The following is a 20,688-nucleotide window of genomic DNA, read 5'->3' as shown; positions in this document are numbered from 1 at the left end:
GAGACTCCATGGCATCCATCACCCTCAACCGGATCGTCAAGACCTACGACGACGGCTTCACCGCGGTCAAGGGCGTCGATCTCGACATCGCCGACGGCGAGTTCGTGATCCTCGTCGGGCCCTCGGGGTGCGGGAAGTCCACTCTGCTGCGCATGATCGTGGGGCTCGAGGACATCTCGGACGGCGAGCTGAGAATCGACGACGAAGTCGTCAACGACAAGGCGCCGAAGGACCGCAACCTCGCGATGGTCTTCCAGAACTACGCGCTCTACCCGCACCTCACCGTCTACGAGAACATCGCGTTCCCGATGCGACTGAAGTCGAGCGACCTGAGCGACACCGAGATCGACGAGCGCGTCCGTAAGGCGTCGAAGCTGCTGGAACTCGACGAGCACCTCGAGCGCAAGCCCGCGAACCTCTCGGGCGGGCAGCGCCAGCGTGTCGCGATGGGACGCGCGATCGTGCGCAACGCCAGCGCGTTCCTTTTCGACGAGCCGCTGTCGAACCTCGACGCGAAGCTGCGCGGTCAGATGCGTACCGAGATCGCACGCCTGCAGCGTTCGCTCGGGATCACGACCGTGTACGTCACGCACGACCAGACCGAGGCGATGACCCTCGGCGACCGCGTGGCGGTGCTCCGCCGCGGCGAGCTGCAGCAGGTCGCGAGCCCGCGGGGGCTGTACGACCAGCCGGTCAATCTCTTCGTCGCCGGGTTCATCGGCTCCCCGCCGATGAACTTCCTCAGCGGGACCGTCGACGGCGACGTGCTGCGGCTGCCGATCGCCGACGTGCCGCTGGACGACCGCTTGCGCGCCGCGGTCGAGGGCCGCGACCTCGTCATCGTCGGCGTGCGACCCGATGCGTTCGAGGACGCCGACGCCACCGAGCGCGATCTCGACGGTGGTGTCACGGCGGAGCTCGACATCGAGATGACGGAATGGCTCGGCGAAGTGCTCTACGCCTACGTGCCGTACGAGACCGACGCCACCGTCAAGGACAAGCTGTCCGAGCTCGATCGCGACCTCGACGGCGAGAGCCTGCGCACCGAACTCGTCGTGGCGCTGGATGCCATGAGCTCGGTCCGGGCGGGGGATGCCGCGCGGCTGTGGTTCTCCCCGGACTCGCTGCACCTGTTCGACCCCGAGACGGGCGTGAACCTCACGCGTGACGAAGCCAAGGCCGAGAACCTCGAGGAAGACGCCCGCGCCGCGCGGACGCGGGCGCTGGAGCGGGCGAAGGAACGTCAGGAGCGGGAGCAGCAGCGGGCATGAGCGCGTCTCCGCTCTAGGCTGAGGCCATGGGGGACTGGCATCCGGACATCCTCGGCCCGGGGTTCGCGCAGCGGACGTTGCCGCTCGGCGCGGACGACGAGGGCGAGGTGGTCGCGACCCTCGTGCGGGCGATGCCGAACCCGGGGGAACGGCTCTTCGAGGCATGGCGCGATCTCGACGTGCTCTACGTTCACGGCTGGTCCGACTACTTCTTCCAGACCGGCCTGGCGCGATTCTTCACCGATCGTGGCGCACGGTTTCACGCGCTCGATCTGCGCAAGTACGGCCGCAGCATCCGGCCCGGCCAGACGCGCGGGTACGTCGCCGCGCTCGACGTGTACGACGCCGACATCGAGGCGGCGCTGGAGGCCATGGGCACCGAAGCCCACGGCCGGCGTCTCGTTCTGCTCGGGCATAGCACGGGCGGTCTCACGCTGACGCTGTGGGCCGCGCGGCATCCGGGACGTGCGCATGCCCTCGTCCTCAACAGTCCGTGGTTGGAGTTGCAACTGGGGCCGCTCGGGCGTCAGGCTCTCGCCCCGATCCTCAACGCCCGTGCGCGTATCGATCCGCTCGGCACACACCCGGCGGTCGATCTCGGGTTCTACACGCGCGCGCAGCGCGAGGTCGGCACCCTGCCGGACAGCCCCGACGGGTGGCGCCCGGAGCGTGGTTTCCCCACCCACCCGGGCTGGCTCGCCGCCGTCGTCGCGGGCCACGCGCGGGTGGCATCCGGGATCGACGCGGGGTGCCCGGCTCTCGTGCTGCTGTCGGCGCGGTCGACCTCGGCGCTGTCGTGGAGCGACGCGATGCGGAACACCGACTCGGTGCTCGTGGTCGACGACATCGCGCGCGCGGCCACCCGCATCGCCCGGACGGTCACGATCGAGCGCATCGACGGCGCCCTCCACGACGTCTTCCTGTCCGCGCCCGAGGCTCGGGATGCCGCCTACGCCGGACTCGACCAGTGGATGCGGTGGCTAGCGTAGAGCGCGAGCGAAGGAGCACCATGACCTCGACCACCCCCACGGAGCACTATCGCGCCGCGCGCGACGAACTGCTCGCGGCGCGCACCGATCCCGCCCGAGCGGCGTCGTTCGCGTGGCCGCGCATCGACGGTCCGTTCAACTGGGCGGTCGACTGGTTCGACCCGATGGCGCGCGGCAACGATGCGCCCGCCCTGATCGTGGTCGACGACGACGAGACGCACCACGAACGCACCTTCGACGAGCTGTCCCGGCGTTCCGATCAGCTCGCCGCGTGGCTGGCATCCCGCGGGGTGCGCAAGGGGGACGCCGTGCTCCTGATGCTCGGCGACCAGGTCGAGCTGTGGGAGGCAATGCTCGCGATCATGAAGCTCGGCGGGGTCATCGCGCCGACCACGACCGCCCTCGGTCCCGGCGACCTCAGCGACCGCGTCGAGCGCGCCGAGATCCGCCACGTCATCGTCGGCACCGCGGATGCCGACAAGTTCGACCATCTGCCCGAGAGTCTCGGCCGCATCGTGGTGGGCGAGGAGCTGCCGGGTTGGGCCCGGTACGACGATGCGTTCCTCTTGGAGGCGCCGCCTGCGCGGCATCCGGGGACACTCGCCGACGACCGGCTCCTGCTGTACTTCACCTCGGGCACGACGTCGAAGCCGAAGCTCGTCGAGCACACGCAGGTCTCGTACCCGGTCGGGCATCTGAGCACCATGTACTGGCTCGGGCTCGAGCCGGGCGACGTGCACCTCGCGATCAGCTCGCCGGGGTGGGCCAAGCACGCGTGGAGCTGCTTCTTCGCCCCGTGGATCGCCGGAGCGGCCGTGCTCGCCCTCAACTACGCGCGGTTCTCGGCCGAACGCCTGCTGAACGAGCTCGAGCGCGACCGGGTCACGACCTTCTGCGCTCCGCCGACGGTATGGCGCATGCTCATCCAGGCCGACCTGACCGGCCGCCGCGGCGCGCTGCGCGAGGTGGTCTCGGCCGGCGAGCCCCTCAACCCCGAGGTCATCGCTCACGTGCAGCGCGCGTGGGGGCTCGACATCCGCGACGGGTACGGCCAGACCGAGATGACCGCGATCGTGGCGAACACGCCGGGGGCGGCCCTGGTGCCCGGATCGATGGGGCGCCCTCTGCCGGGCTGCCCGGTGGTGATCGTCGACCCGCTCACCGGTGCGCACACCGACGAGGGCGAGATCTGCCTCGATCTCTCCGAGCGACCGCTGAACCTCATGACGGGGTACGTCGGCGACCCGGCGCGCAACGCGGAGGCGTTCGACGGCGGGCTGTTCCACACCGGCGACGTCGCCCGGCGCGACGAGACCGGGAGCATCACCTACATCGGCCGCACGGACGACGTCTTCAAGTCGTCGGACTACAAGATCAGCCCGTTCGAGCTGGAGAGCGTGCTCATCGAGCACCCAGCGGTGGTGGAGGCGGCCGTCGTCCCGGCGCCCGACGACCTGCGTCTGTCGGTGCCGAAGGCCTATGTCGTGCTGGCCACCGGCCACGAACCGGGCGAGGAGGTCGCTCTCGACATCCTGCGCTTCGCGCGGGCGAGCCTGGCACCCTTCCAGCGGTTGCGGCGCATCGAGTTCGCCGAGCTCCCCAAGACGATCTCGGGCAAGATCCGCCGGGTCGAACTGCGCGATCGCGAGGAGCGCGCTGCGCGCGGGGAGGTCGTCGTCGTGGAGTGGCGCGACGACAGCCTGCGCGGCTGAGGTCGCCCTGAATGACGACGGCCCCGGATCCGTGAGATCCGAGGCCATCGTCCGCGGCGTTCACCCCGCGATCAGGCTCACCATCAGCCGGATCGACAGGGCGACGACGGCCACCAAACCGATGACGCCGAAGAGGTTGTGCCACCACCGGTTGCGCAACGGGCCCATGAGCGTCTTGTTGTTGGCCATGAGGATGATGAGCGCGGCGAGGATCGGGGCGAACAGCACCGTCAGCGCCTGGGCGATCACGATGAGCTGTACCGGCGACGTCCCCGCGAAGGCGATCGTCACGCCGAGACCGAACGCGAGGATGAACGCGCTGCCGAGGCGAGCGGCCAGCGTTTCGGCGGAGGCGCCGCGTCCGATGGCATCCGAGAGCATGGTCCCGCCCGCGATGCAGTTCGGGATCATCGAGGAGAAGGCGGAGCCGAAGAACCCGAGGGCGAAGATCCACGCGCCCACGGGGCCGGCGACCGGCTCGAAGATGCGCGCCAGGCCTCCGAAGGCCCCGGGGGTGTCGGCGCCGGTCTGCCCTAGCACCGATGCGGCGACGACGATCACGAGGGCGGTCATGATGCCCGGTGCGACGATGCCGGGGATCGTGTCCACGATCGTGATGTCGCGGTATTCGCTCGCCTTGCGCTCGCGGGCCTTCGTGCCGTACGAGGCGAAGAAGGCCGCGTTGATCGAGAAGTTCGTGCCGACGAGTCCGATGATCAGCAGCCAGGCGCCGCCCGGGACGATCGGGATGAGCCCGGCGCCGGCCGCGGCCCAATCAGGGTGGGACGCGAACGCCGACGCGATGAAGCAGAACGCCATGAGCGCCACGATCGCGATGAGGATCTTCTCGACGACGCCGTAGATCTTCTTCAGCAGCAGGATCGTGCCGACCAGCACCGTGCAGATCACGGTCCACATCACCGGTGACGTGCCGGGGAGGAGCATCGCGAGACCCACGCCGGATCCGACGGCGTTGCCCACCGAGAAGCAGAGGGTGATGAGGAAGACGCCGACACCGGCGACGACGCCGGCCCAGGCGCCGAAGGTGTCCTTGATCGACGAGATCAGGGACACCGGGGTGCGAATCCCCAGTCGCACGCTCATGTCGGTGAGGAAGATCATCAGGATGGTCGAGACGATGATGACCCAGATGAGGGTGTAGCCGTAGAGAGCCCCCGCGTTCATCGCGGTGGTGAGGTTCCCGGGTCCGAACTGCCAGGCCCCCGCGACGAACGCGGGGCCGATGAGGGCGAGGCGGCGCCAGAAGGTCCGCCGCGTCCGGTGGGTGTCGACGATGCTGCGTACCGTCTCGGTCGAGATGCGCCCGTGGCCCGTGCCCGGAGTCGCGGGCGGTCGGGAGGTGGTGCGGTCGCTCATGAGTGATCCTTCCGTCTTCGTTGACGAGATGGGGCATGAGGGGGCGACCGTCCCGAGGCCGCCCCCGAGGGCGTCAGGCCGGGACGACCACGCTGCCCAGGTCGGCGGACGAGAACGCGGCGGCGATCTCGGCGTCGGCTCCCGCCGGAAGGGGCAGCAGGGGCTCGCGCACGGTGGCGTGGTCCAGGATGCCACGGTTCACCAGGCCCCACTTGAGAGCGACGGTGCCCTCCATGTGCGAACCACGGTGGTACACGGCCTTCGTGACCGGTAGCAGGCGCTCGTGGATGGCGTGCGCGGCGGGGTAGTCACGTGCCTTGCCCGCTTCGATGAGGTCCACGAGAAGTTCGGGGGCGATGTTCCCGTACCCGACAAGAAGGCCGTCAACGTCGAACATCGTCGGGAGCAGGTACTCGTCGTGGCAGGACAGCACCTGCAGCTCCGGATAGGCGGCGCGCAGGGCGGGGATCTCGGTGTACCAGCGGCGCATGTTCCGCACGCCGTTCTTGGTGTGGTTGACACCCTCCTGGCCGGCGATCTCGAGCTGGGTGTCGAGGTCGTACGAGGCCTTGGTGTTGTCGGGGTACTGGAAGAGGATCTCCTCCAGACCCGACTCCTCCCAGATGGCGCGGTACCGGGTCTGCGGGGCGCCCGGCTGGAAGCCGAAGCGCAGCCAGCCGTGCGACGGGTAGACCAGGGCCCCCTTCGCGCCGGCGTCCGCGGCATCCTTCGCCTCGAGGGCGGCCGTGCGGTTTCCCTCCTTGGTGATGCCCGCGATGATCGGCAGGCGGTCCTCGACCGAGTCGCGGAAGGCCCGGATGACGTCGAGCTGCTCCGTCTCGGTAAGGAACGTCCCTTCGCCCGCGTGACCGAGGACCACGAGGCTCTTGACGCCCTCGATGGATCCGAGCCACGAGCCCAGGCGCTGGATGGCGGCGTAGTCGACGTCGCCATCGGGGGTGAACGGGGTAACGGGGGCGGGGTTCAGGCCGCGGAGGTCGAGGACCATGACGTCTCCTTCGTCTCTTCGTCGAGATGCCCTACAACTGGGAACGTTTGCAGGAACGATTGCAAGTGTGGCCTCACGGCCGTTGACCTGTCAAGGGCCGCGGTCGAATCGATCCCGGGAAGGTTCTCGGTGGCGGGTACTGTGGCTCGGAAGGAGGTGCCATGCCCGACATCGAATCCGCGGAGCGACACGTCGTCACGCTCAAAGACGTGGCCGTGGCATCCGGGGTCAGCATCTCCACCGTGAGCCGCGTTCTCGACGACCGGACACCGCGGTCCCGTTCGGCCACGGCAGAACGCGTGCGCGCGATCGCCGACGATCTGGGCTACCGCCGCAACGTCTCGGCATCCAGTCTGCGCCGCGGGGCGACCGCAACCATCGGGGTGCTCGTCCCCCGTCTCACGGATGCCGTCATGGCGCTGATGTTCGAAGCGGTCGAGCGGGCGGCACGCCGACGGGGATACTTCGCCGTGGTCGCGACGTGCGGCGACGATGCCGACGAGGAGCGTCGCGCTACCGAGACGTTGCTGGACCGCGGCGTGGACGGGCTCGTCCTCGCCACCGCCCGTCTCGACGACGTTCTTCCCGCATCGCTCCGCGACCGCGGCATCCCGCACGTTCTCGCGCTGCGCAGCGACGGCGTCAGCCCGTCGTCACTGGGCGATGACGAGACCGGGGGGTACCTCGCCGTCCGCCACCTTCTCGACCTCGGTCATCGGGACATCGGGGTGATCACCGGTCCGTGGTTCACTTCGAGCGGCCGCGATCGTCGCGCCGGCGCCGAACGCGCCTTCCGTGAGGCGGGCATCGCGCTTCCCGAGGAGCGCGTCCTCGCCGTCGGCTGCGGGCTCGATCACGGGATCGAGGCCGCGCGACGCCTGCTCGGCGGGTCCGACCGGCCGACCGCGGTGTTCGCCGCGAACGACAACCTCGCGGTCGGTGTGTCGACGGTGGCTCGGGCGATGGGGATGGATGCCGGGCCCGACCTGTCCATCGTCGGCTACAACGACATTCCGCTCGTCTCGCGTCTCCCGGTGCCCCTGACCTCGGTTCACACGCACTTCGATCGCATTGCCGAGATCGCTCTCGACATGATCCTCGAAATCGGTTCGACGCGAGGGATCGAGCGGACCATGCCGACGCTGATCCCGCGTGCGTCGACGGCTCCGCCGCGCCGCTGAGGTCATCGTCGGCCTGGCGCCGCGATCGTGGCGGACCGGTCAGCTCGGCTCGGTCGTGCGGATCAGCCCGCACGTCACGCACGACCACGCAACGAGGAAGCGCTCGTCGTCGAGCACCTCGAACCGCAGCGGGTCGCCGCACGTCGGGCACCGCGGCATCCCGTCGGGAGTGCTCACCGCGCGAACGTCACGTGGATGACACCGCTCTTCTCGGCGACCTCGGACGTGACGGTGTAGTCGGAATCGAGGTGGCGCAGCTCGTCCCACAGCCGGGTTCCGCGGCCGAGAACGACCGGACGTACGGCGACGTGCAGGCGATCCACGAGGCCGGCGGCGAGGGCCGAGCGCACCGTGGACACTCCGCCTCCCACGCGCACGTCCCCACCCGCCGCCAGTTCCGTCGCGCGGCGCACGGCATCCTCGATGCTCGTCGAGACGAACTCGAAGCGGGTGCCGTTCTCGAACACGATGGGTGCCCGCTCACGGTGCGTGAGAACCAGGACGGGCACGCGGAACGGCGGCTCGTCTCCCCACCATCCGCGCCAGTCGGGGTCGTCGGGGAAGGAGTGGATGCCGAACATCCCGGCCCCCATGACCTCGGCGCCGACGCCCTCGAAGTACGCGGCCGCGTACCGGTCGTCGATCCCGGTCGTTCCCGCGCCCGAGGTGTCGCCGAACACCCGCTCCCGGAAGGTCCGCGTCGCCATGTAGTCCTCGACGAGCCGGCCCCAGTCCTCGCCCATCGGGTTCTCGGGCGTCGGATCGGCGGGCGCGGCGACGCCGTCGAGCGAGATGTTCAGATCGACGCGGACGGCCACGGCATCCCCCCGGGGTGTTCTTACCGGTAGTTCGTGAACTGCAGGTCGACGTCGAGGTCGGCGGCCTTGAGGAGACGCTGCACTTCCTGCAGGTCGTCGCGCGACTTCGACTGCACGCGCAGTTCGTCGCCCTGGATCTGCGACTTGACGCCCTTGGGGCCCTCGTCGCGGATGATCTTGCCGATCTTCTTGGCATCCTCTTGCGAGATGCCCTCCTTGAGCGTCGAGGTGATGCGGTACTCCTTGCCGCCGGCGACGGGATCGCCCGTCTCGAGGCTCTTCAGCGAGATCCCGCGCTTGATGAGCTTGGTCTGGAAGACGTCGAGCACCGCGTTCGCGCGCTCCTCGGAGTTCGCCTTGATGAGGATCGCCTCGCCGCTCCACTCGATGGAGGCGTCGGTGCCCTTGAAGTCGTAGCGCTGCTCGACCTCTTTGCGGGCCTGGTTGAGCGCGTTGTCGGCTTCTTGGCGGTCGATCTTGGAGACGATGTCGAATGAGCTGTCGGCCATTCCGCGATTCTATCGAGCGTCGACGATCCTGGCCCGGTGTTCTCCTCGCGCTCGTAGACTCGGATGCCATGCGAGCACTCACCGAGGACGAGGTCCGCGAGGCTTTCGTCAACGCCGCGCCGGAGGAAGTGCGGGTCATGGCGCTGCCGCACGACTTCCTGCTCCTGGACTGGGACCACCTCGACTTCCTCGCGTGGCGCGACCCCCGCACGCGCGGTCGCGGGTACCTCGTCACCGAGCGCGAGGGGCGCCTGACGGGCGTCGTCCTGCGGGCGGCCGACGGGCAGTCGCGCGCGCGGTCGGCGATGTGCAATCTGTGCCACACCATGCAGCCGGGCGATCAGGTCGCGTTGTTCACGGCCCGCAAAGCCGGGGTCGCGGGGGAGCAGGGCGATACGGTCGGGACGTACATGTGCGCCGACCTGTCGTGCCACGAGAACGTGCGCCTCGCGATGCCGCTGGCGCCGAGCGAGATCCGCGGGAGTGTGGACATGAAGATCGACGGCACCAAGCGCCGTACCGAGGCGTTCGTCGAGCGTGTGCTCGAGGCGGCCGGGGTCGACCGGTGAGCGGCCGTGTCGTCGTCATCGGCGACGCGCTCATCGACGAGCTGCGCGACGACGACGGTGTACGGGAGTTCGTCGGTGGCGCGGCGCTGAACGTCGCCGTGGGGCTGTCGCGGCTGGGCGTCCCGTCGACGCTCATCGCCATGGTCGGCGACGACGCCGCCGGCGAGCAGATCCGCTCCTACCTCGCCGAATACGACGTCGAGCTGCTCGCGAGCCCGTCCGAGCACGGTTCGTCGCGCGCGGTGAGCACGCGTTCGGCCGGCGGCGAGCCCGAGTACGTCTTCAACGACGCGGCGCAGAACCGACGCGTCCACTACGGCGACGCCGAGCGGGCGGCCCTGGCCGATGCGGCGATGGTCGTCGTCAGTTGCTTCCCCTTCGACGACGCGGAGCAGACCGACGCGCTCCTGGATGCCGTGGGCTCGGCATCCCTCGCGATCGACCCCAACCCGCGCGCCGGCATGCTGCATGACCGCGACGAGTTCGTGCGCGGCTTCGAGAAGGCCGCGGCGCACGCACAGCTGGTGAAGGTCGGCGAGGACGACTCCCAGCTGCTCTACGGCGCCCCGCTCGAAGAGCTGCGCGAGAAGCTCGCCGGTCTTGGCGTGGATGCCGTGCTCGCCACCTACGGCGCCGGCGGAGCGGCGATCGACGCCGGGGGACTCACCGTCTCGCGGGCCATCATCGAGCTACCCGGGCGCATCGTGGACACGATGGGCGGCGGAGACGCGGTGCTCTCGACCACGGCCGCCCTGGTGCGTGCGGGGCTTCCCGAGGACGAGGCATCTTGGGGGTACGTCCTCGATCGGGCCATGGAGGTCGCCGCCGCCACGTGCCGCAGCGAGGGTGCCCTGCTGCGCGTCCCGGAGTGATCCCGCCCCGTTTCGTGACGCGTCCGGGCGTGATCCTGGCCCGTGTTGGAAGCACGCCCTCGGGGAGGGTAAGCTAGGTGATCGCGCCTCTGGTCGACTGAGAAAGCCGGGCGGGTGCGCACTTGGCGAGTTACCCAAGCGGCCAAAGGGATCTGACTGTAAATCAGACTGCATTGCATTCGGGGGTTCGAATCCCTCACTCGCCACCACCACGATGAGTCGAGACATAGGCGACATGTGAGTCGCGACAGAGAAGACATCATCAAGAGGAAGAGTTCGGCCGTCGGCCGGGCTCTTCCTTGTTGTTGCACCAGTAGGTCTTGAGAATACGACCCAATGCTTCGACGACATGCACGAGTGTCGCCTATGACCCGACTCACGTGTCGCCGATCACCTGTCGCCTATGTCTTGAGCCCAGACACCTCACTCGCGACCATTCAAGTGGATGGGCATGCGGCCCTGTAGACGTCTCTTAGCGAGTGACGCCTTCTCGTTGCCCCATTCGCGCGAGATCGGTGAGCGTCGGACTTCCTTCCCAATCGCCGATGCAGGTGCACGCGAAGGCGCCGACGTCGGCTGCGCGCGACAAACGTTCTCCCATACTTGTCTCGCCGTTCCACAGACTCAAGTACCCCGCGACGAAGGCGTCGCCGGCGCCGACGCTGTCGACGACGTCGACGTGGGTCGCGTTTCGGTGAACCTGTTCGGCGCCGCTCGCTCCGTAAGCGCCCGCCTCGCCCCGTTTGATGACGACCTCGGTGGGGCCGAGCTGCAACAGTCGGCGGGCCAAAATAGGTGGGTCGGCTTCGCCGACGAGGATCGCCGCTTCGTCCTCTCCGGCGAAGACCACATCCGCGGCGGACGCGAGCTCCCGGTAGAGAGGCCGTGCGTCGCTCTTGTTCCAGATGCTCTCGCGGTGATTCACATCGAACGAGATGCGGACTCCGGCGCTCTTGGCGCGACGCACCACGGAACGAGTGGTGGCGAGAGCGTGGGAGGAGAGCCCGGGCAAGATCCCCGTCAGGTGAAGGATGCCCGCGGACTCGATCAGGCCTGCCGGCACGTCGTCGGGGTGGAGGAACGACGCGGCGCTGCCTTTCCTCCAGAAACTGACGGCGGACATTGATGCTGTTCGTCGATGCTTGTGCATCAGGCCCGTCGGAAGTTCCTGCACGCGTCGCGCATGGACATCGACGCCTTCCGCTCGCAGTTCGCGATCGATGAGATCCCCGATGGGGTCGGCGCCCAGAAGGCTCACCCAGGAGACGTCAGAGCCCAACCGCGTCAGCGCGATGGCGACGTTGCTTTCCGCCCCGCCGAAACTGAGTGACAGTGCGCGAGCGGAGGAGATTGGGCCCGGCTGGTCGTTCGTGACAAGACCCATCGACTCGCCGACGGTGACGATGCGCACGTCAGCTATCTCCGCGTGTTTCCTGGACTGCGGAGACAGCCCTTTCCGCTCGTGCGCGCAGCGCTCGAAGGCTCCCGCCTTCGAGCGCGTCACCGATCAGCGGTCCCCCGAGACTGACGGCCACGCACCCCGCCCGGAGCCAGCTCCCGATGTCTTCGAGGACGACACCGCCCGAGGGCATCAGCTTGACGTGCGGGAAGGGACCGGCCAGGTGTCGAACGTAATCCGGCCCCAGGGTCGCCGCAGGGAAGAGCTTGACCGCCGCCGCCCCGAGATCCCAGGCGTTCTGTACTTCCGTGGGCGTCATCGCGCCCGGGTAGATGGGGGTCGACGTTGAGTGGGCCGCGCGCAAGACGGCGGGTCGAAGCCCCGGCGACACCAGGAACTTTGCGCCGCCGGCGACAGCGAGGCGTGCATCCGCCTCGGTCAGAACCGTTCCGACTCCGATCTCGGCATCCGGTGTGTCTGCCACGGTTCGCGGGAGCGCAGCGAGCGTTCCCGGGGTGGTGAGGGTGAGTTCGACGGAGCGGATCCCCGCGGCGACGAGCGTTGCGATGACCGAAGAGCAGTAGCGAGAGTCGGTCGCCCGCAGCACTGCAACGATCCTGGTGTCCGAAAGTGTCGACGAGAGAGTTGCCCTGGGTGCTGCTTCCTCCGCGGGGAGAGGGGAGAGGGGAGAGTGCCGCTCGATGCTCATGCTCATGCTTTCGCGACGGCGAAGTCCGGCCGCGTGCCGTAACGCGCGAGGGCTTCCTCGTTGAGCGTGACCCCGAGGCCCGGCGCGCTGGGGATGTCGAGGTACCCGTCCGCATCCAGCGACCATCCACCCTGCACGAGATCGTCGACGTATGCCGACCCGGTCTTGTACTCGACGAGGTCCGTGGAGGACAAAGCCGACGCGAGCTGCAAGTCGGCGGACAAGCCGATGCCGGTGTTCCAACCGTGTGGGATCAGTCGTATCCCGAGATCCTGAGCGGCCCACCCGATGCGCCGAGATTCGCTGAGGCCACCACCCTTAGTGGTGTCCGGCTGCACGATGTCGAATGCACGACGAGCAAGGTACGGCGCGAAGCTCTGGCGGCGCGTGAGCACCTCGCCACCCGAAATGTGGACGGGTGAGCTCGCACGCAACTCGACGAAGCCGTCGATGTTGTCCGGTGCAAGCGCCTCTTCGAACCACGCGACGTCGTAGTCGGCGAGCATGCGTGCTGTGCGCTTGGCCCACGCCAGGTCTCCCGGAAAGAAGCCTTCTGAGCCTCCCGCATCGACGGCGAGGAGGCGATCACCGACGGCGGCGCGAGCGGCGGCGACGGTGGCCTCGTCCAGGGCGGTGCTCACGCGACCGAACTTCCACCACCCGATCTTGAACGCGGAAAAGCCGGCGTCGACCATCTCTTCGATGTTGTCTGTCATGGGGCCTGCCTCATGCATCAGCAGCGAGGCGTACGGCTGAACCCGGTCACGGTATCGGCCGCCCAGCAGCCGTCCGACGGGCTGGCCAGCAGCCTGGCCGGCGAGGTCCCACAGTGCCACATCGATGGCGCTGGTCGCGTGCGTCAACGATCCTCCGCGACCCATCCAGAACGCCGTCTGATGAAGCGTCTCCGTCAGTCGTTCTACTTCGAGCGGGTTCTCCCCGATGAGGTGCGGGGCGAGCAGGTCGATGGCGCCTCGCACGAGGGCCTCGGAGGTGAAAGAGCTGCCGACGCCGACGCGGCCGTCGTCGGTGTGGACAGCGACCAAGGTGTGCACGATGTCGTCCGGCTGAAGTTCATGGGTCCACCCACCTTCGGGCGTAGCGCCGCGGAGGCCGCAAGTTTCGATGTGGGTGATGCGCATGGGGACCTTCTTTGAGGGTGGTCGGACTCGTCGGCGACATGCCGACACAACAAAAATAGTCGATTGTCGACAATGTGGCAATCTTTCGGTACTGTCGCTCCTGCGCCGACCCGCTGACGGTCGGAGCACTCGGGAAAACCTGACGGCGTGCGCTTTTCCGCGCTGCGCCGAACAACGAAAGGCGTCAAAGATGAAGCTGAATCGCGTTATCGCCGGAGTGGTCGTCGCAGCTACGGCGGTGCTGGGTCTCACCGCCTGCACCTCTGAGCAGGGTACGGGTGCGGCCGTCCAGGACAGCTCCCTCAATAAGGTCCTCACCAACAAGAAGCTGGTCGTGGGCGTCTTCGCCGACGCCCCGCCCTATGGAGTCATGAACAGCTCTGGCGAGTACGAGGGCTTCGACATCGACGCCGCGCGCGCTCTGGCCAGTTCGCTCGGAGCGGAGATCGAGTTCGTCTCGACCACCAACGCCAACCGCATCCCGCTTCTGGAGACGGGCAAGGTAGACATCGTCATCGCGGCCCTGACCAACCTCGATGAACGAGCCCAGAAGGTCGCGATGTCTCGGCCGTACGCGGCGGAGGGGCAGGTCGTCCTGGTCCCCGCGGCCAGTGACATCACCTCGTACGACGACCTCGCCGGTCGAACCGTCGCGGCGACCCGGGGAAGCGTGCCCGCGACGATTCTCGAAACCCGATTCCCGGAGGCTAAAGCCAGCCTGTTCGAGGCTGTCGCCGACTCCATCCAGGCCCTGCGAAGCGGGAAGGTGGATGCGCTCATGGAGAGCAACTCGGTGGCCGGCGGCATCCTCAAAGACTCGAGTGGGGAGTTCGTCGAGGTCAACGCGCCGCAGCTGAGCCCCTCCGTCGTCTCGATGGGGGTGAAGCTGAGCGACCAGCTGTGGCTCAACTACGTCAACAACTTCGTCCAGAACTACAACATCAGCGACGCGGCCAACGCGTCCTACAACAAGTGGCTCAACACGGACGTCCCTGAGCTGATCAAGTAACCCGCGTCGGCACTTGCTCCTCGAGCGCACCTCAGGAACGGACTTGCATGCAACTCTTCTTCGGGGACCTGATTCCCCACGCACCCGAATTACTGAACGGGTTGTGGATCAGTGTACTGGTGACACTTGCCGCGGTGGCGATCGGGGCACCCCTCGGTGTGGTCGTCTACTTGCTGCGGGCGTCAGAACTGCGCATCTTCAGAGTATTCGGGGCGTCCTACGTCGAGATCATCCGAAATACGCCGCTCCTTCTCCAGCTGTACCTGATCTATTTCGCACTGCCGTCCGCGGGGGTGAACTTCGATCCGCTGACCGCCGGGATCATCGCGTTGAGCATCAATAACTCGGCGTATTTGGCGGAGATCTATCGGGCGGGGTTCGAAGCGATCCCTCGCGGCCAGTCCGAGGCTGCCGCCGCGCTCGGGCTCTCTCGAGCGACCACCTTTTGGCGCGTTCGTGTCATTCCGGCGATGACGAATGTGCTCCCGTCTCTGACCAACCAGGTAATTCTCTTGTTTCTCGCTTCTTCGATTGCTTCCATCGTTGCGGTCCCCGAACTCATGCACGTGATGATGGGAATCACTACGACAACGTTCCGCACTATTGAAACTTTCGTCGTGGGTGGCTTGATGTACTTCGTCGTCGCGTTGCTGATTGCTCTCGCATCTCGGCTGGTCGAAGCGCGTCTGTTCCCGTGGAAGGTCGCGTGATGTTCACTTCTTTTGACGGTGCGGACCTCCTGCTCATTCTCAAAGGCGCCGTCGTCACGATCCAGATCAGTGCTCTCGCGGTGGTCCTCGGTGGTGCGCTCGGTGTGCTGTCCGGATTGGCGGCAGTATCACCGTGGCCTGTTCTTCGGTGGCTCAGTGCCATCTGGGTCAGCGCCATCCGAGGCGTCCCGGTGCTCCTGATCATCTTCTTCGTGTACTTCGGACTCCCGCTTCTGTCGCCGGGAAGCAACGTGCCCGACTACTGGGCGGCGGTCACGGCGCTTTCGATCTTCGCCTCCGCGTACATCAGTGAAATCGTCCGTGGCAGCATTGCCGCTCTCCCCAGAGGGCAGATGGAGGCGGCCAGCGCACTTGGATTGTCGTGGACTCGGACGATGTTCTCGGTGCTGCTCCCGCAAGCATCCCGAATCATGGTGCCGCCGGGGGTCGGCTTCCTTGTGGTTCTCATCAAAGACAGTTCACTCGTCGCCGTGATCGGTCTCATCGAGCTCACCCGGGCGGGAAACATCGTTGCGTCCCAGACGGGGCAACCGATCCTCTCCTATCTCGTCGTTGGTGCCTTCTATTTCGTCATCTGTTTCGGGTTGTCCGTGCTGGGGCGTCGATATGAGAGGCGTCTGAACATTCGCGTCGAGACACCCGAAGTGAGCGACATCCTTCTTCCGACTCAAGGAGTCTCGAAATGATCACCATCAAGGACCTGCGTCTGAGCTTCGGCTCTACCGAGGTGCTGCACGGCATCACCTGCGACGTCGAAGAAGGTGAGGTTGTGTGTGTCATCGGAGCCAGCGGTTCCGGCAAGAGCACGCTGTTGCGCTGCATCAATGGTCTGGAGAGACCGAGTCATGGCTCGATCGAAGTCAACGGCCACCACCTGACCGCGAAAGAAAGGAAGTCCGACCTGGCAGCAGTGCGCCGCGATGTCGGGATGGTCTTTCAGCAGTTCAATCTCTTCCCCCATCTCACCGTCCGCGACAACATCATGCTCGCCCCGCGAAAGGTACTGCGACTGTCGAAGGTGCAGGCTCAGGAGCGGGCCGACGCTCTTCTGTCCAAGGTCGGGCTCGCTGCGAAGGCGGATGCGTATCCAGGCAACCTCTCGGGTGGACAAGCGCAACGCGTCGCTATCGCGCGCGCCCTCGCGATGCAGCCGACGGTGATGCTCTTCGACGAGCCCACGTCCGCTCTGGATCCGGAGATCGTCGGTGAAGTCCTCTCGGTGATGAAGGATCTTGCCGCCGAAGGCATGACCATGATGGTCGTCACCCATGAGATCGGCTTCGCTCGAGAGGTGGCCGACCGAGTGATCTACATGGATGACGGGCAGATCGTGGAGACGGGGACTCCTGTCGAGCTGCTCTCGAACGCTCGTACCGAGCGCGCCAGAAGATTCCTCGCGAAGGTGCTGTGAGTCATGTTCGACCTTCTCATCCGCGGTGCGCGCGTGGTCGACGGCTCTGGCAGGCCGGAGTGCACCGTCGACATCGGGGTGCGTGCGGGTCGCGTGTCGCTCATGGGGGACGGGCACCGGGCCGCTGCGGCGGAGCGCATCGACGCGACGGGCTTGATTCTCACGCCCGGACTGATCGACCCGCACAGCCACAGCGACTGGTCGGTACTCGCCAACCGTGACGCCCTCAGCAGCATTCACCAAGGCGTGACCACAGAAGTGGTCGGCAACTGCGGTGTCACCTTCGCCCCGCTCGCGGACCCCGGCGTCGACGCGGCACGAGCGGCGCTCGCCTCATTCGGCTACGACGGAGAGGTCACGTGGCGGACATTCGGTGATCTGCTGGAAGTCGTGCACGGCGGCGGCACGGCGCAGAACCTGGCGTGGTTTGTCGGTCATACAGCACTACGAAACGCCGCGGCCCATGCCGAGTCGGATCTCGTCACGGCGATGCGTTGGCATCTCGAGGAGGCTCTCGAAGCAGGCGCGCTCGGCTTCAGTTCGGGACTCGAATACGGAGCGGGGCGCTTCGCATCCTCCGAAGAGCTCGAGGTGCTGGCGCGAGTGGCCGGCCCGCGTGGCGCGATGTACGCCAGCCACATACGCAACCGGGACGCCGACCTGGGCCGTGCGGTGGACGAGTTCTTCCGAGTCGTGCGCGCGGGCGAGGTCAGGGCTCAGCTCTCGCACTTGAACGTCCGACACGACACCGGCGCCGCTGACGGTGCGTGGCACGCCGCCGTATCTCGCCTCGAGAGTGAGCGGTCGGCCGGTTGGGATGTGCTGGCTGACATGACGCCCTACCCGCACGGTATCGGCCTGGCGACGGGGCTCCTCCCCGACTGGTTGATCGCGTCGGGGGATCAAGCTGCGGCAGAGGCCCTGCGCGACCCGGCGGTGCGCGCGCGCGTGCGCGAGGACGCTGATCGCTATTGGAGATTCATCCATCGCGGTCAGTGGGAACGTGTGCGGCTGGCCGTCAGCCCGGCGACCCCGGAGTGGGAGGGGCGAACATTCCCCGAGCTTGCTCAGCTCACCGGACGAGACGAGTGGGACGTGCTCTTCGACGTGCTGTCGGAGAACGGGCGGGACATCGGAGCGGTGCAGTTCATCGGCGAGCTCTTCACCGAAGACCATGTCGCCGAGGCGGTCGGACACGACCTGTTCCTTCTTGGTGTGGACGGCTTCACCTCCCGCCGCGAGGGCCCCCTTGGTCGGCGCACGCCCCATCCGTTGTTTTTCCACGGGTACCAGCACTTCCTGAGCCACCACGCGTTGCGCGCCCACAACCTCTCCTTCGAAGCGGCAGTCCACAAAATGACGGGTGCTGTGGCGGACCACTTCGGAATCGTTGAACGCGGCCGTATCGGCCCCGGTGCGCACGCCGACCTCGTCCTGTGGGATCCCGAGCGGCTCCGAGACACGAACACCTTCGCAATGCCCGACCGTTATGCCACCGCCGCCCGCCACGTCTGGGTGAACGGCATCGCTGTCGTTCGCGACGGAAGAAGAACTCAGGCCCGACCCGGGGTCAGATTGGATCGAAACAATGTCTGCTGAATCGTCTTGCGCTCCCGCGGAGCCGCGTCGGTACGGAACCGCACCCCGGGGCGCCGGGCCCGGGGAGGGTCGTTTGACGCGGGCCGTGACGGTGTACGCGCTCGCGGCGGCTGTCGGAGGATTTCTGTTCGGCTTTGATACTGCCGTCATCAACGGCGCAGTGACGGCCATCGAGACCAACCTGCAGCTCACCCCCGTCGGACTCGGGGTGGTGGTTGCCGTGACTCTTCTCGGTGCGGCCATCGGCTCTCTCGCAGCCGGATGGCTCGCGGACCGCATCGGGCGCCCACGCACCATGCTGGTTGCAGGAATCATCTTCTTCGTCGCCGCTATCGGGTGCGGTTTCGCCCAGGAGTTCGCCGACCTGGCGGTGTGGCGCCTTCTGACGGGATTCGCCGTCGGCTTCGCCACCGTCCTGGGGCCGCTGTACATCTCCGAGATCGTCCCCGCCCACGTACGCGGTCGACTGGGATCCATGCAGCAGATGGCCATCGTTCTCGGCATCTTTGTCGCCTTGCTCTCGGATAGTGGTATCGCGCTCGCCCTGGGGGGCGCGGACGCAGAGCAGTGGTTGGGGCTGCCGGCGTGGCGGTGGATGTTCATCGCCGGGGTCATTCCCGCGGTCATCTACATCGTTCTGGCAGTGATCGTTCCCGAGTCGCCTCGCTACCTCGTCGCTCGAGGCCGTGTGGAGCAGGCCCGAGCTGTCCTCTCACGGCTACAGGCGGTCAGCTCTGACGACGCCGTGCGTCTCACCGACCGGATCGCAGACAGTCTCGGGCAGAAAGAGGCCGGTCGCTTCCGCGATCTGCTCGACAGGAAAACCGGTCTGCTGCCTGTGGTGTGGGTGGGCGTCGGCGTCGCGGCGTTGCAGGCGCTGGTGGGCATCGACGTCATCTTCTACTACTCGACGTCGCTGTGGGAATCCGTCGGCTTTGGTGAGTCTGCATCCTTCGGACTGTCTGTCCTCAGTTCCTTCATCAACGTCGCCGCGACTGTCGTCGCTATCCTGCTGATCGACAGAGTCGGGCGTCGGAAACTCCTTCTCTTCGGATCTGTCGGCATGTTCCTGAGTCTCGTCACCGTCAGTATCGGGTTCTCGACCGCGACCGTGATCGACGGTGCGCCGCAGCTCGCCGGCGCGTGGGGGCCGATCACACTGGTCGGCGCGAACGTCTTCGTCGTTGCCTTTGCTGTGTCGTGGGGGCCGGTGGTCTGGGTCTTGCTGGGAGAGATGTTCCCCAACCGCATCCGCGGAGTTGCGCTGGCGGTGTGTGCCGCGGCGAACTGGATGGCGGGCGTGCTCCTCAACTTCTCGTTCCCCAGCCTGCGCGACATCTCCCTCCCCGCCAGCTACGCCGTTTACGCCGTCATGGCCGCCCTGTCGTTCGTGCTCGTCTACTTCGGTGTGCGGGAGACGAAGGGGCAGGTGCTCGAGGAAGCGACCGTGACCATCCGCGTGCCGCGCAAGAGCATGCGAGGCGGCGCTTCGTGACCAGCGCTCGCGCGGCCGCTGTGCTCAACGCCCCCGAGACGGACGGGCACGAGGAGCTGCTGACGCTCCGGGCAGGCGCCGCCATGGTCGAGGTGGCGCCGCAGCACGGATGCCTCATCTCCGTGCTCGATCCCGGGGGAGGCCGAAACCTCTTGTGGCGGGACGGGCGCTCGCCACGGACGCTGACCGGGTCTGACCTCGTGGGCGACGCTTCGGGAACCGACTTCGATGACAACACCCTCGTCGGAGGGTGGTTCCCCATGTTCCCCAACGCGGGTCTGGCCACGGCGGAGACGCAGCAACACGGGTGGGCTCCCCGAGTGGCTTGGTCGATCCTGCGACAGGGGCGGGGGTGGGTCGTTTGCGAAGCAGAAGGCGCGTTCCTCAACGGCGGGTCCGCGGTGCTCCGCCGAGCCATACGGGTGACCGAGTTTGCGCTCGAAGTGCGAACCACCGTCGAGAACGCCGGCGCCACCGCCGGAGAGTTCACCTGGGGCGACCACCCGTGCTTCTCAGGGGAGGTGTTCGCAGGCGGCTGTGCGGTCTTCGCGGGAGAGGTCGTCCGGCGGATCCCGCTTGCGCCCGACGGGGCCGAAGGACACGAGGCGCGGATCGGGCCGGCGCCGGCGACCCTGCACGGTCCGGGAGTGTCCATCGAGCTGACGGATCTTGCCGGCACACAGCCGTACTGGCTCATGTGGTTCAACCACCGAGCGCCGGTACTGCCTCGCGCAGACACGATCGCGTGGGAGACATCGAACGCCCCGGGGCTCGGTCTCACCGATGCGCGGGCCGCAGGGCGCACACAGATCCTCGAGCCCGGTGGCGTCGCGATGAGCATCATCCGTTGCCGCTGGACATTGTCGACAACCGATTGAGAATGCGT

General features: G+C 67.2%; 21 protein-coding genes and 1 tRNA gene. 14 read left to right on the top strand and 8 right to left on the bottom strand.

Translation table 11 applies throughout. The features are described 5' to 3' along the window. Positions 1–8 precede the first annotated feature (8 nt). Genes AC3E6M_RS12350 through AC3E6M_RS12340 form a run of 3 tightly spaced genes read left to right on the top strand, consistent with a single transcriptional unit; the run spans position 9 to position 3,972 of the window. The gene (locus AC3E6M_RS12350; protein WP_490530068.1) at positions 9–1,271 is read left to right on the top strand and encodes an ABC transporter ATP-binding protein; all 1,263 of its coding nucleotides are present in this window, start codon (positions 9–11) and stop codon (positions 1,269–1,271) included. A gap of 26 nt (positions 1,272–1,297) precedes the next feature. Further along, on the top strand, positions 1,298–2,260 hold the full coding sequence (locus AC3E6M_RS12345; RefSeq protein ID WP_490530067.1) for an alpha/beta hydrolase: 963 nt from the start codon (positions 1,298–1,300) through the stop codon (positions 2,258–2,260). A gap of 20 nt (positions 2,261–2,280) precedes the next feature. After that, entirely contained in the window at positions 2,281–3,972 is a 1,692-nt protein-coding gene (locus tag AC3E6M_RS12340; protein WP_490530066.1) for an AMP-binding protein, read from the top strand. 60 nt (positions 3,973–4,032) lie between these two features. Here the strand turns inward: AC3E6M_RS12340 and AC3E6M_RS12335 are convergent, their stop codons facing one another. After that, positions 4,033–5,349, bottom strand: a complete 1,317-nt coding sequence (locus AC3E6M_RS12335) for an Nramp family divalent metal transporter (RefSeq protein ID WP_490530065.1) — start codon at positions 5,347–5,349, stop codon at positions 4,033–4,035. Positions 5,350–5,422: 73 nt separating this feature from the next. Next, complete coding sequence (locus AC3E6M_RS12330; RefSeq protein ID WP_394529671.1) at positions 5,423–6,358, bottom strand: dihydrodipicolinate synthase family protein; 936 nt, start codon at positions 6,356–6,358, stop codon at positions 5,423–5,425. A gap of 161 nt (positions 6,359–6,519) precedes the next feature. Between AC3E6M_RS12330 and AC3E6M_RS12325 the strand changes: the two genes are divergently transcribed. After that, positions 6,520–7,539, top strand: coding sequence for a LacI family DNA-binding transcriptional regulator (locus AC3E6M_RS12325; protein ID WP_490530064.1), 1,020 nt, complete (start codon positions 6,520–6,522; stop codon positions 7,537–7,539). Positions 7,540–7,578: 39 nt separating this feature from the next. Here AC3E6M_RS12325 and AC3E6M_RS12320 read toward each other — a convergent pair whose 3' ends face one another. The 3 genes from AC3E6M_RS12320 to AC3E6M_RS12310 are packed head-to-tail and all read right to left on the bottom strand — an operon-like array spanning position 7,579 to position 8,866. After that, positions 7,579–7,716 (bottom strand): hypothetical protein, encoded by a 138-nt coding sequence (locus tag AC3E6M_RS12320; protein ID WP_171024313.1) that lies wholly within the window; start codon positions 7,714–7,716, stop codon positions 7,579–7,581. Beyond that, positions 7,713–8,357 (bottom strand): dihydrofolate reductase family protein, encoded by a 645-nt coding sequence (locus AC3E6M_RS12315; RefSeq protein ID WP_490530063.1) that lies wholly within the window; start codon positions 8,355–8,357, stop codon positions 7,713–7,715. Before AC3E6M_RS12315 ends, AC3E6M_RS12320 begins: the two co-directional genes overlap by 4 nt. A gap of 20 nt (positions 8,358–8,377) precedes the next feature. Then, positions 8,378–8,866, bottom strand: coding sequence for a YajQ family cyclic di-GMP-binding protein (locus AC3E6M_RS12310; RefSeq protein ID WP_128218677.1), 489 nt, complete (start codon positions 8,864–8,866; stop codon positions 8,378–8,380). A gap of 68 nt (positions 8,867–8,934) precedes the next feature. Here AC3E6M_RS12310 and AC3E6M_RS12305 point away from each other — a divergent pair, with 68 nt between their 5' ends. The 3 genes from AC3E6M_RS12305 to AC3E6M_RS12295 all read left to right on the top strand — a co-directional run bounded on the left by AC3E6M_RS12305 (position 8,935) and on the right by AC3E6M_RS12295 (position 10,516). Further along, positions 8,935–9,435, top strand: a complete 501-nt coding sequence (locus AC3E6M_RS12305; protein WP_138175760.1) for an FBP domain-containing protein — start codon at positions 8,935–8,937, stop codon at positions 9,433–9,435. Beyond that, a complete protein-coding gene (locus tag AC3E6M_RS12300) occupies positions 9,432–10,307 on the top strand; it encodes a PfkB family carbohydrate kinase (RefSeq protein WP_490530062.1) in 876 nt (291 codons plus the stop codon). The genes AC3E6M_RS12305 and AC3E6M_RS12300 overlap by 4 nt, the downstream gene beginning before the upstream one ends. Positions 10,308–10,431: 124 nt before the next feature. Continuing rightward, positions 10,432–10,516 (top strand) — tRNA-Tyr (locus AC3E6M_RS12295). Positions 10,517–10,779: 263 nt separating this feature from the next. On the opposite strand, the gene AC3E6M_RS12290 is transcribed toward AC3E6M_RS12295, so the two are convergent. From AC3E6M_RS12290 to AC3E6M_RS12280, 3 genes are read right to left on the bottom strand one after another with little or no spacing between them, the layout of a single operon-like run. Beyond that, complete coding sequence (locus AC3E6M_RS12290) at positions 10,780–11,718, bottom strand: sugar kinase (protein ID WP_490530061.1); 939 nt, start codon at positions 11,716–11,718, stop codon at positions 10,780–10,782. A gap of 1 nt (position 11,719) precedes the next feature. Beyond that, a complete protein-coding gene (locus AC3E6M_RS12285; protein WP_138175764.1) occupies positions 11,720–12,415 on the bottom strand; it encodes a bifunctional 4-hydroxy-2-oxoglutarate aldolase/2-dehydro-3-deoxy-phosphogluconate aldolase in 696 nt (231 codons plus the stop codon). 2 nt (positions 12,416–12,417) lie between these two features. Beyond that, positions 12,418–13,470, bottom strand: a complete 1,053-nt coding sequence (locus tag AC3E6M_RS12280) for a mandelate racemase/muconate lactonizing enzyme family protein (protein ID WP_490530060.1) — start codon at positions 13,468–13,470, stop codon at positions 12,418–12,420. A 277-nt stretch (positions 13,471–13,747) separates the two neighbouring features. Between AC3E6M_RS12280 and AC3E6M_RS12275 the strand changes: the two genes are divergently transcribed. The 7 genes from AC3E6M_RS12275 (at position 13,748) to AC3E6M_RS12245 (ending at position 20,680) form a co-directional block, all read left to right on the top strand. Next, entirely contained in the window at positions 13,748–14,566 is an 819-nt protein-coding gene (locus tag AC3E6M_RS12275) for a transporter substrate-binding domain-containing protein (protein ID WP_490530059.1), read from the top strand. A gap of 47 nt (positions 14,567–14,613) precedes the next feature. Further along, positions 14,614–15,276, top strand: a complete 663-nt coding sequence (locus AC3E6M_RS12270) for an amino acid ABC transporter permease (RefSeq protein WP_138175770.1) — start codon at positions 14,614–14,616, stop codon at positions 15,274–15,276. After that, positions 15,276–15,983 carry an amino acid ABC transporter permease gene (locus AC3E6M_RS12265; RefSeq protein WP_138175772.1) on the top strand — a complete coding sequence of 236 codons (708 nt, stop codon included), beginning with the start codon at positions 15,276–15,278 and terminating at the stop codon, positions 15,981–15,983. Before AC3E6M_RS12270 ends, AC3E6M_RS12265 begins: the two co-directional genes overlap by 1 nt. Beyond that, positions 15,980–16,708: an amino acid ABC transporter ATP-binding protein gene (locus AC3E6M_RS12260; protein ID WP_490530057.1), complete on the top strand. Its 729-nt coding sequence runs from the start codon at positions 15,980–15,982 to the stop codon at positions 16,706–16,708. The genes AC3E6M_RS12265 and AC3E6M_RS12260 overlap by 4 nt, the downstream gene beginning before the upstream one ends. A 3-nt stretch (positions 16,709–16,711) precedes the next feature. Further along, positions 16,712–18,307: an N-acyl-D-amino-acid deacylase family protein gene (locus AC3E6M_RS12255; protein ID WP_490530056.1), complete on the top strand. Its 1,596-nt coding sequence runs from the start codon at positions 16,712–16,714 to the stop codon at positions 18,305–18,307. Positions 18,308–18,398: 91 nt separating this feature from the next. Next, positions 18,399–19,802: a sugar porter family MFS transporter gene (locus AC3E6M_RS12250; protein ID WP_490530054.1), complete on the top strand. Its 1,404-nt coding sequence runs from the start codon at positions 18,399–18,401 to the stop codon at positions 19,800–19,802. Then, entirely contained in the window at positions 19,799–20,680 is an 882-nt protein-coding gene (locus tag AC3E6M_RS12245; protein WP_490530053.1) for an aldose epimerase family protein, read from the top strand. The genes AC3E6M_RS12250 and AC3E6M_RS12245 overlap by 4 nt, the downstream gene beginning before the upstream one ends. The last annotated feature ends 8 nt before the right edge of the window (positions 20,681–20,688 follow it).

The sequence above is a fragment of the Microbacterium sp. SCPM-O-B-15248 (M128) genome (assembly GCF_058214835.1).
Note: the sequence above shows the minus strand (reverse complement) of the source record. Positions and strands in the feature narration are given on the sequence as shown.

Excerpts from the sequence above, each read along its gene's own strand:
- AC3E6M_RS12350 (WP_490530068.1), top strand. The coding sequence starts at position 9 with ATGGCATCCATCACCCTCAACCGGATCGTCAAGACCTACGACGACGGC.
- AC3E6M_RS12345 (WP_490530067.1), top strand. The coding sequence starts at position 1,298 with ATGGGGGACTGGCATCCGGACATCCTCGGCCCGGGGTTCGCGCAGCGG.
- AC3E6M_RS12340 (WP_490530066.1), top strand. The coding sequence starts at position 2,281 with ATGACCTCGACCACCCCCACGGAGCACTATCGCGCCGCGCGCGACGAA.
- AC3E6M_RS12335 (WP_490530065.1), bottom strand. The coding sequence starts at position 5,349 with ATGAGCGACCGCACCACCTCCCGACCGCCCGCGACTCCGGGCACGGGC.
- AC3E6M_RS12330 (WP_394529671.1), bottom strand. The coding sequence starts at position 6,358 with ATGGTCCTCGACCTCCGCGGCCTGAACCCCGCCCCCGTTACCCCGTTC.
- AC3E6M_RS12325 (WP_490530064.1), top strand. The coding sequence starts at position 6,520 with ATGCCCGACATCGAATCCGCGGAGCGACACGTCGTCACGCTCAAAGAC.
- AC3E6M_RS12310 (WP_128218677.1), bottom strand. The coding sequence starts at position 8,866 with ATGGCCGACAGCTCATTCGACATCGTCTCCAAGATCGACCGCCAAGAA.
- AC3E6M_RS12305 (WP_138175760.1), top strand. The coding sequence starts at position 8,935 with ATGCGAGCACTCACCGAGGACGAGGTCCGCGAGGCTTTCGTCAACGCC.
- AC3E6M_RS12285 (WP_138175764.1), bottom strand. The coding sequence starts at position 12,415 with ATGAGCATCGAGCGGCACTCTCCCCTCTCCCCTCTCCCCGCGGAGGAA.
- AC3E6M_RS12275 (WP_490530059.1), top strand. The coding sequence starts at position 13,748 with ATGAAGCTGAATCGCGTTATCGCCGGAGTGGTCGTCGCAGCTACGGCG.
- AC3E6M_RS12270 (WP_138175770.1), top strand. The coding sequence starts at position 14,614 with ATGCAACTCTTCTTCGGGGACCTGATTCCCCACGCACCCGAATTACTG.
- AC3E6M_RS12265 (WP_138175772.1), top strand. The coding sequence starts at position 15,276 with ATGTTCACTTCTTTTGACGGTGCGGACCTCCTGCTCATTCTCAAAGGC.
- AC3E6M_RS12260 (WP_490530057.1), top strand. The coding sequence starts at position 15,980 with ATGATCACCATCAAGGACCTGCGTCTGAGCTTCGGCTCTACCGAGGTG.
- AC3E6M_RS12255 (WP_490530056.1), top strand. The coding sequence starts at position 16,712 with ATGTTCGACCTTCTCATCCGCGGTGCGCGCGTGGTCGACGGCTCTGGC.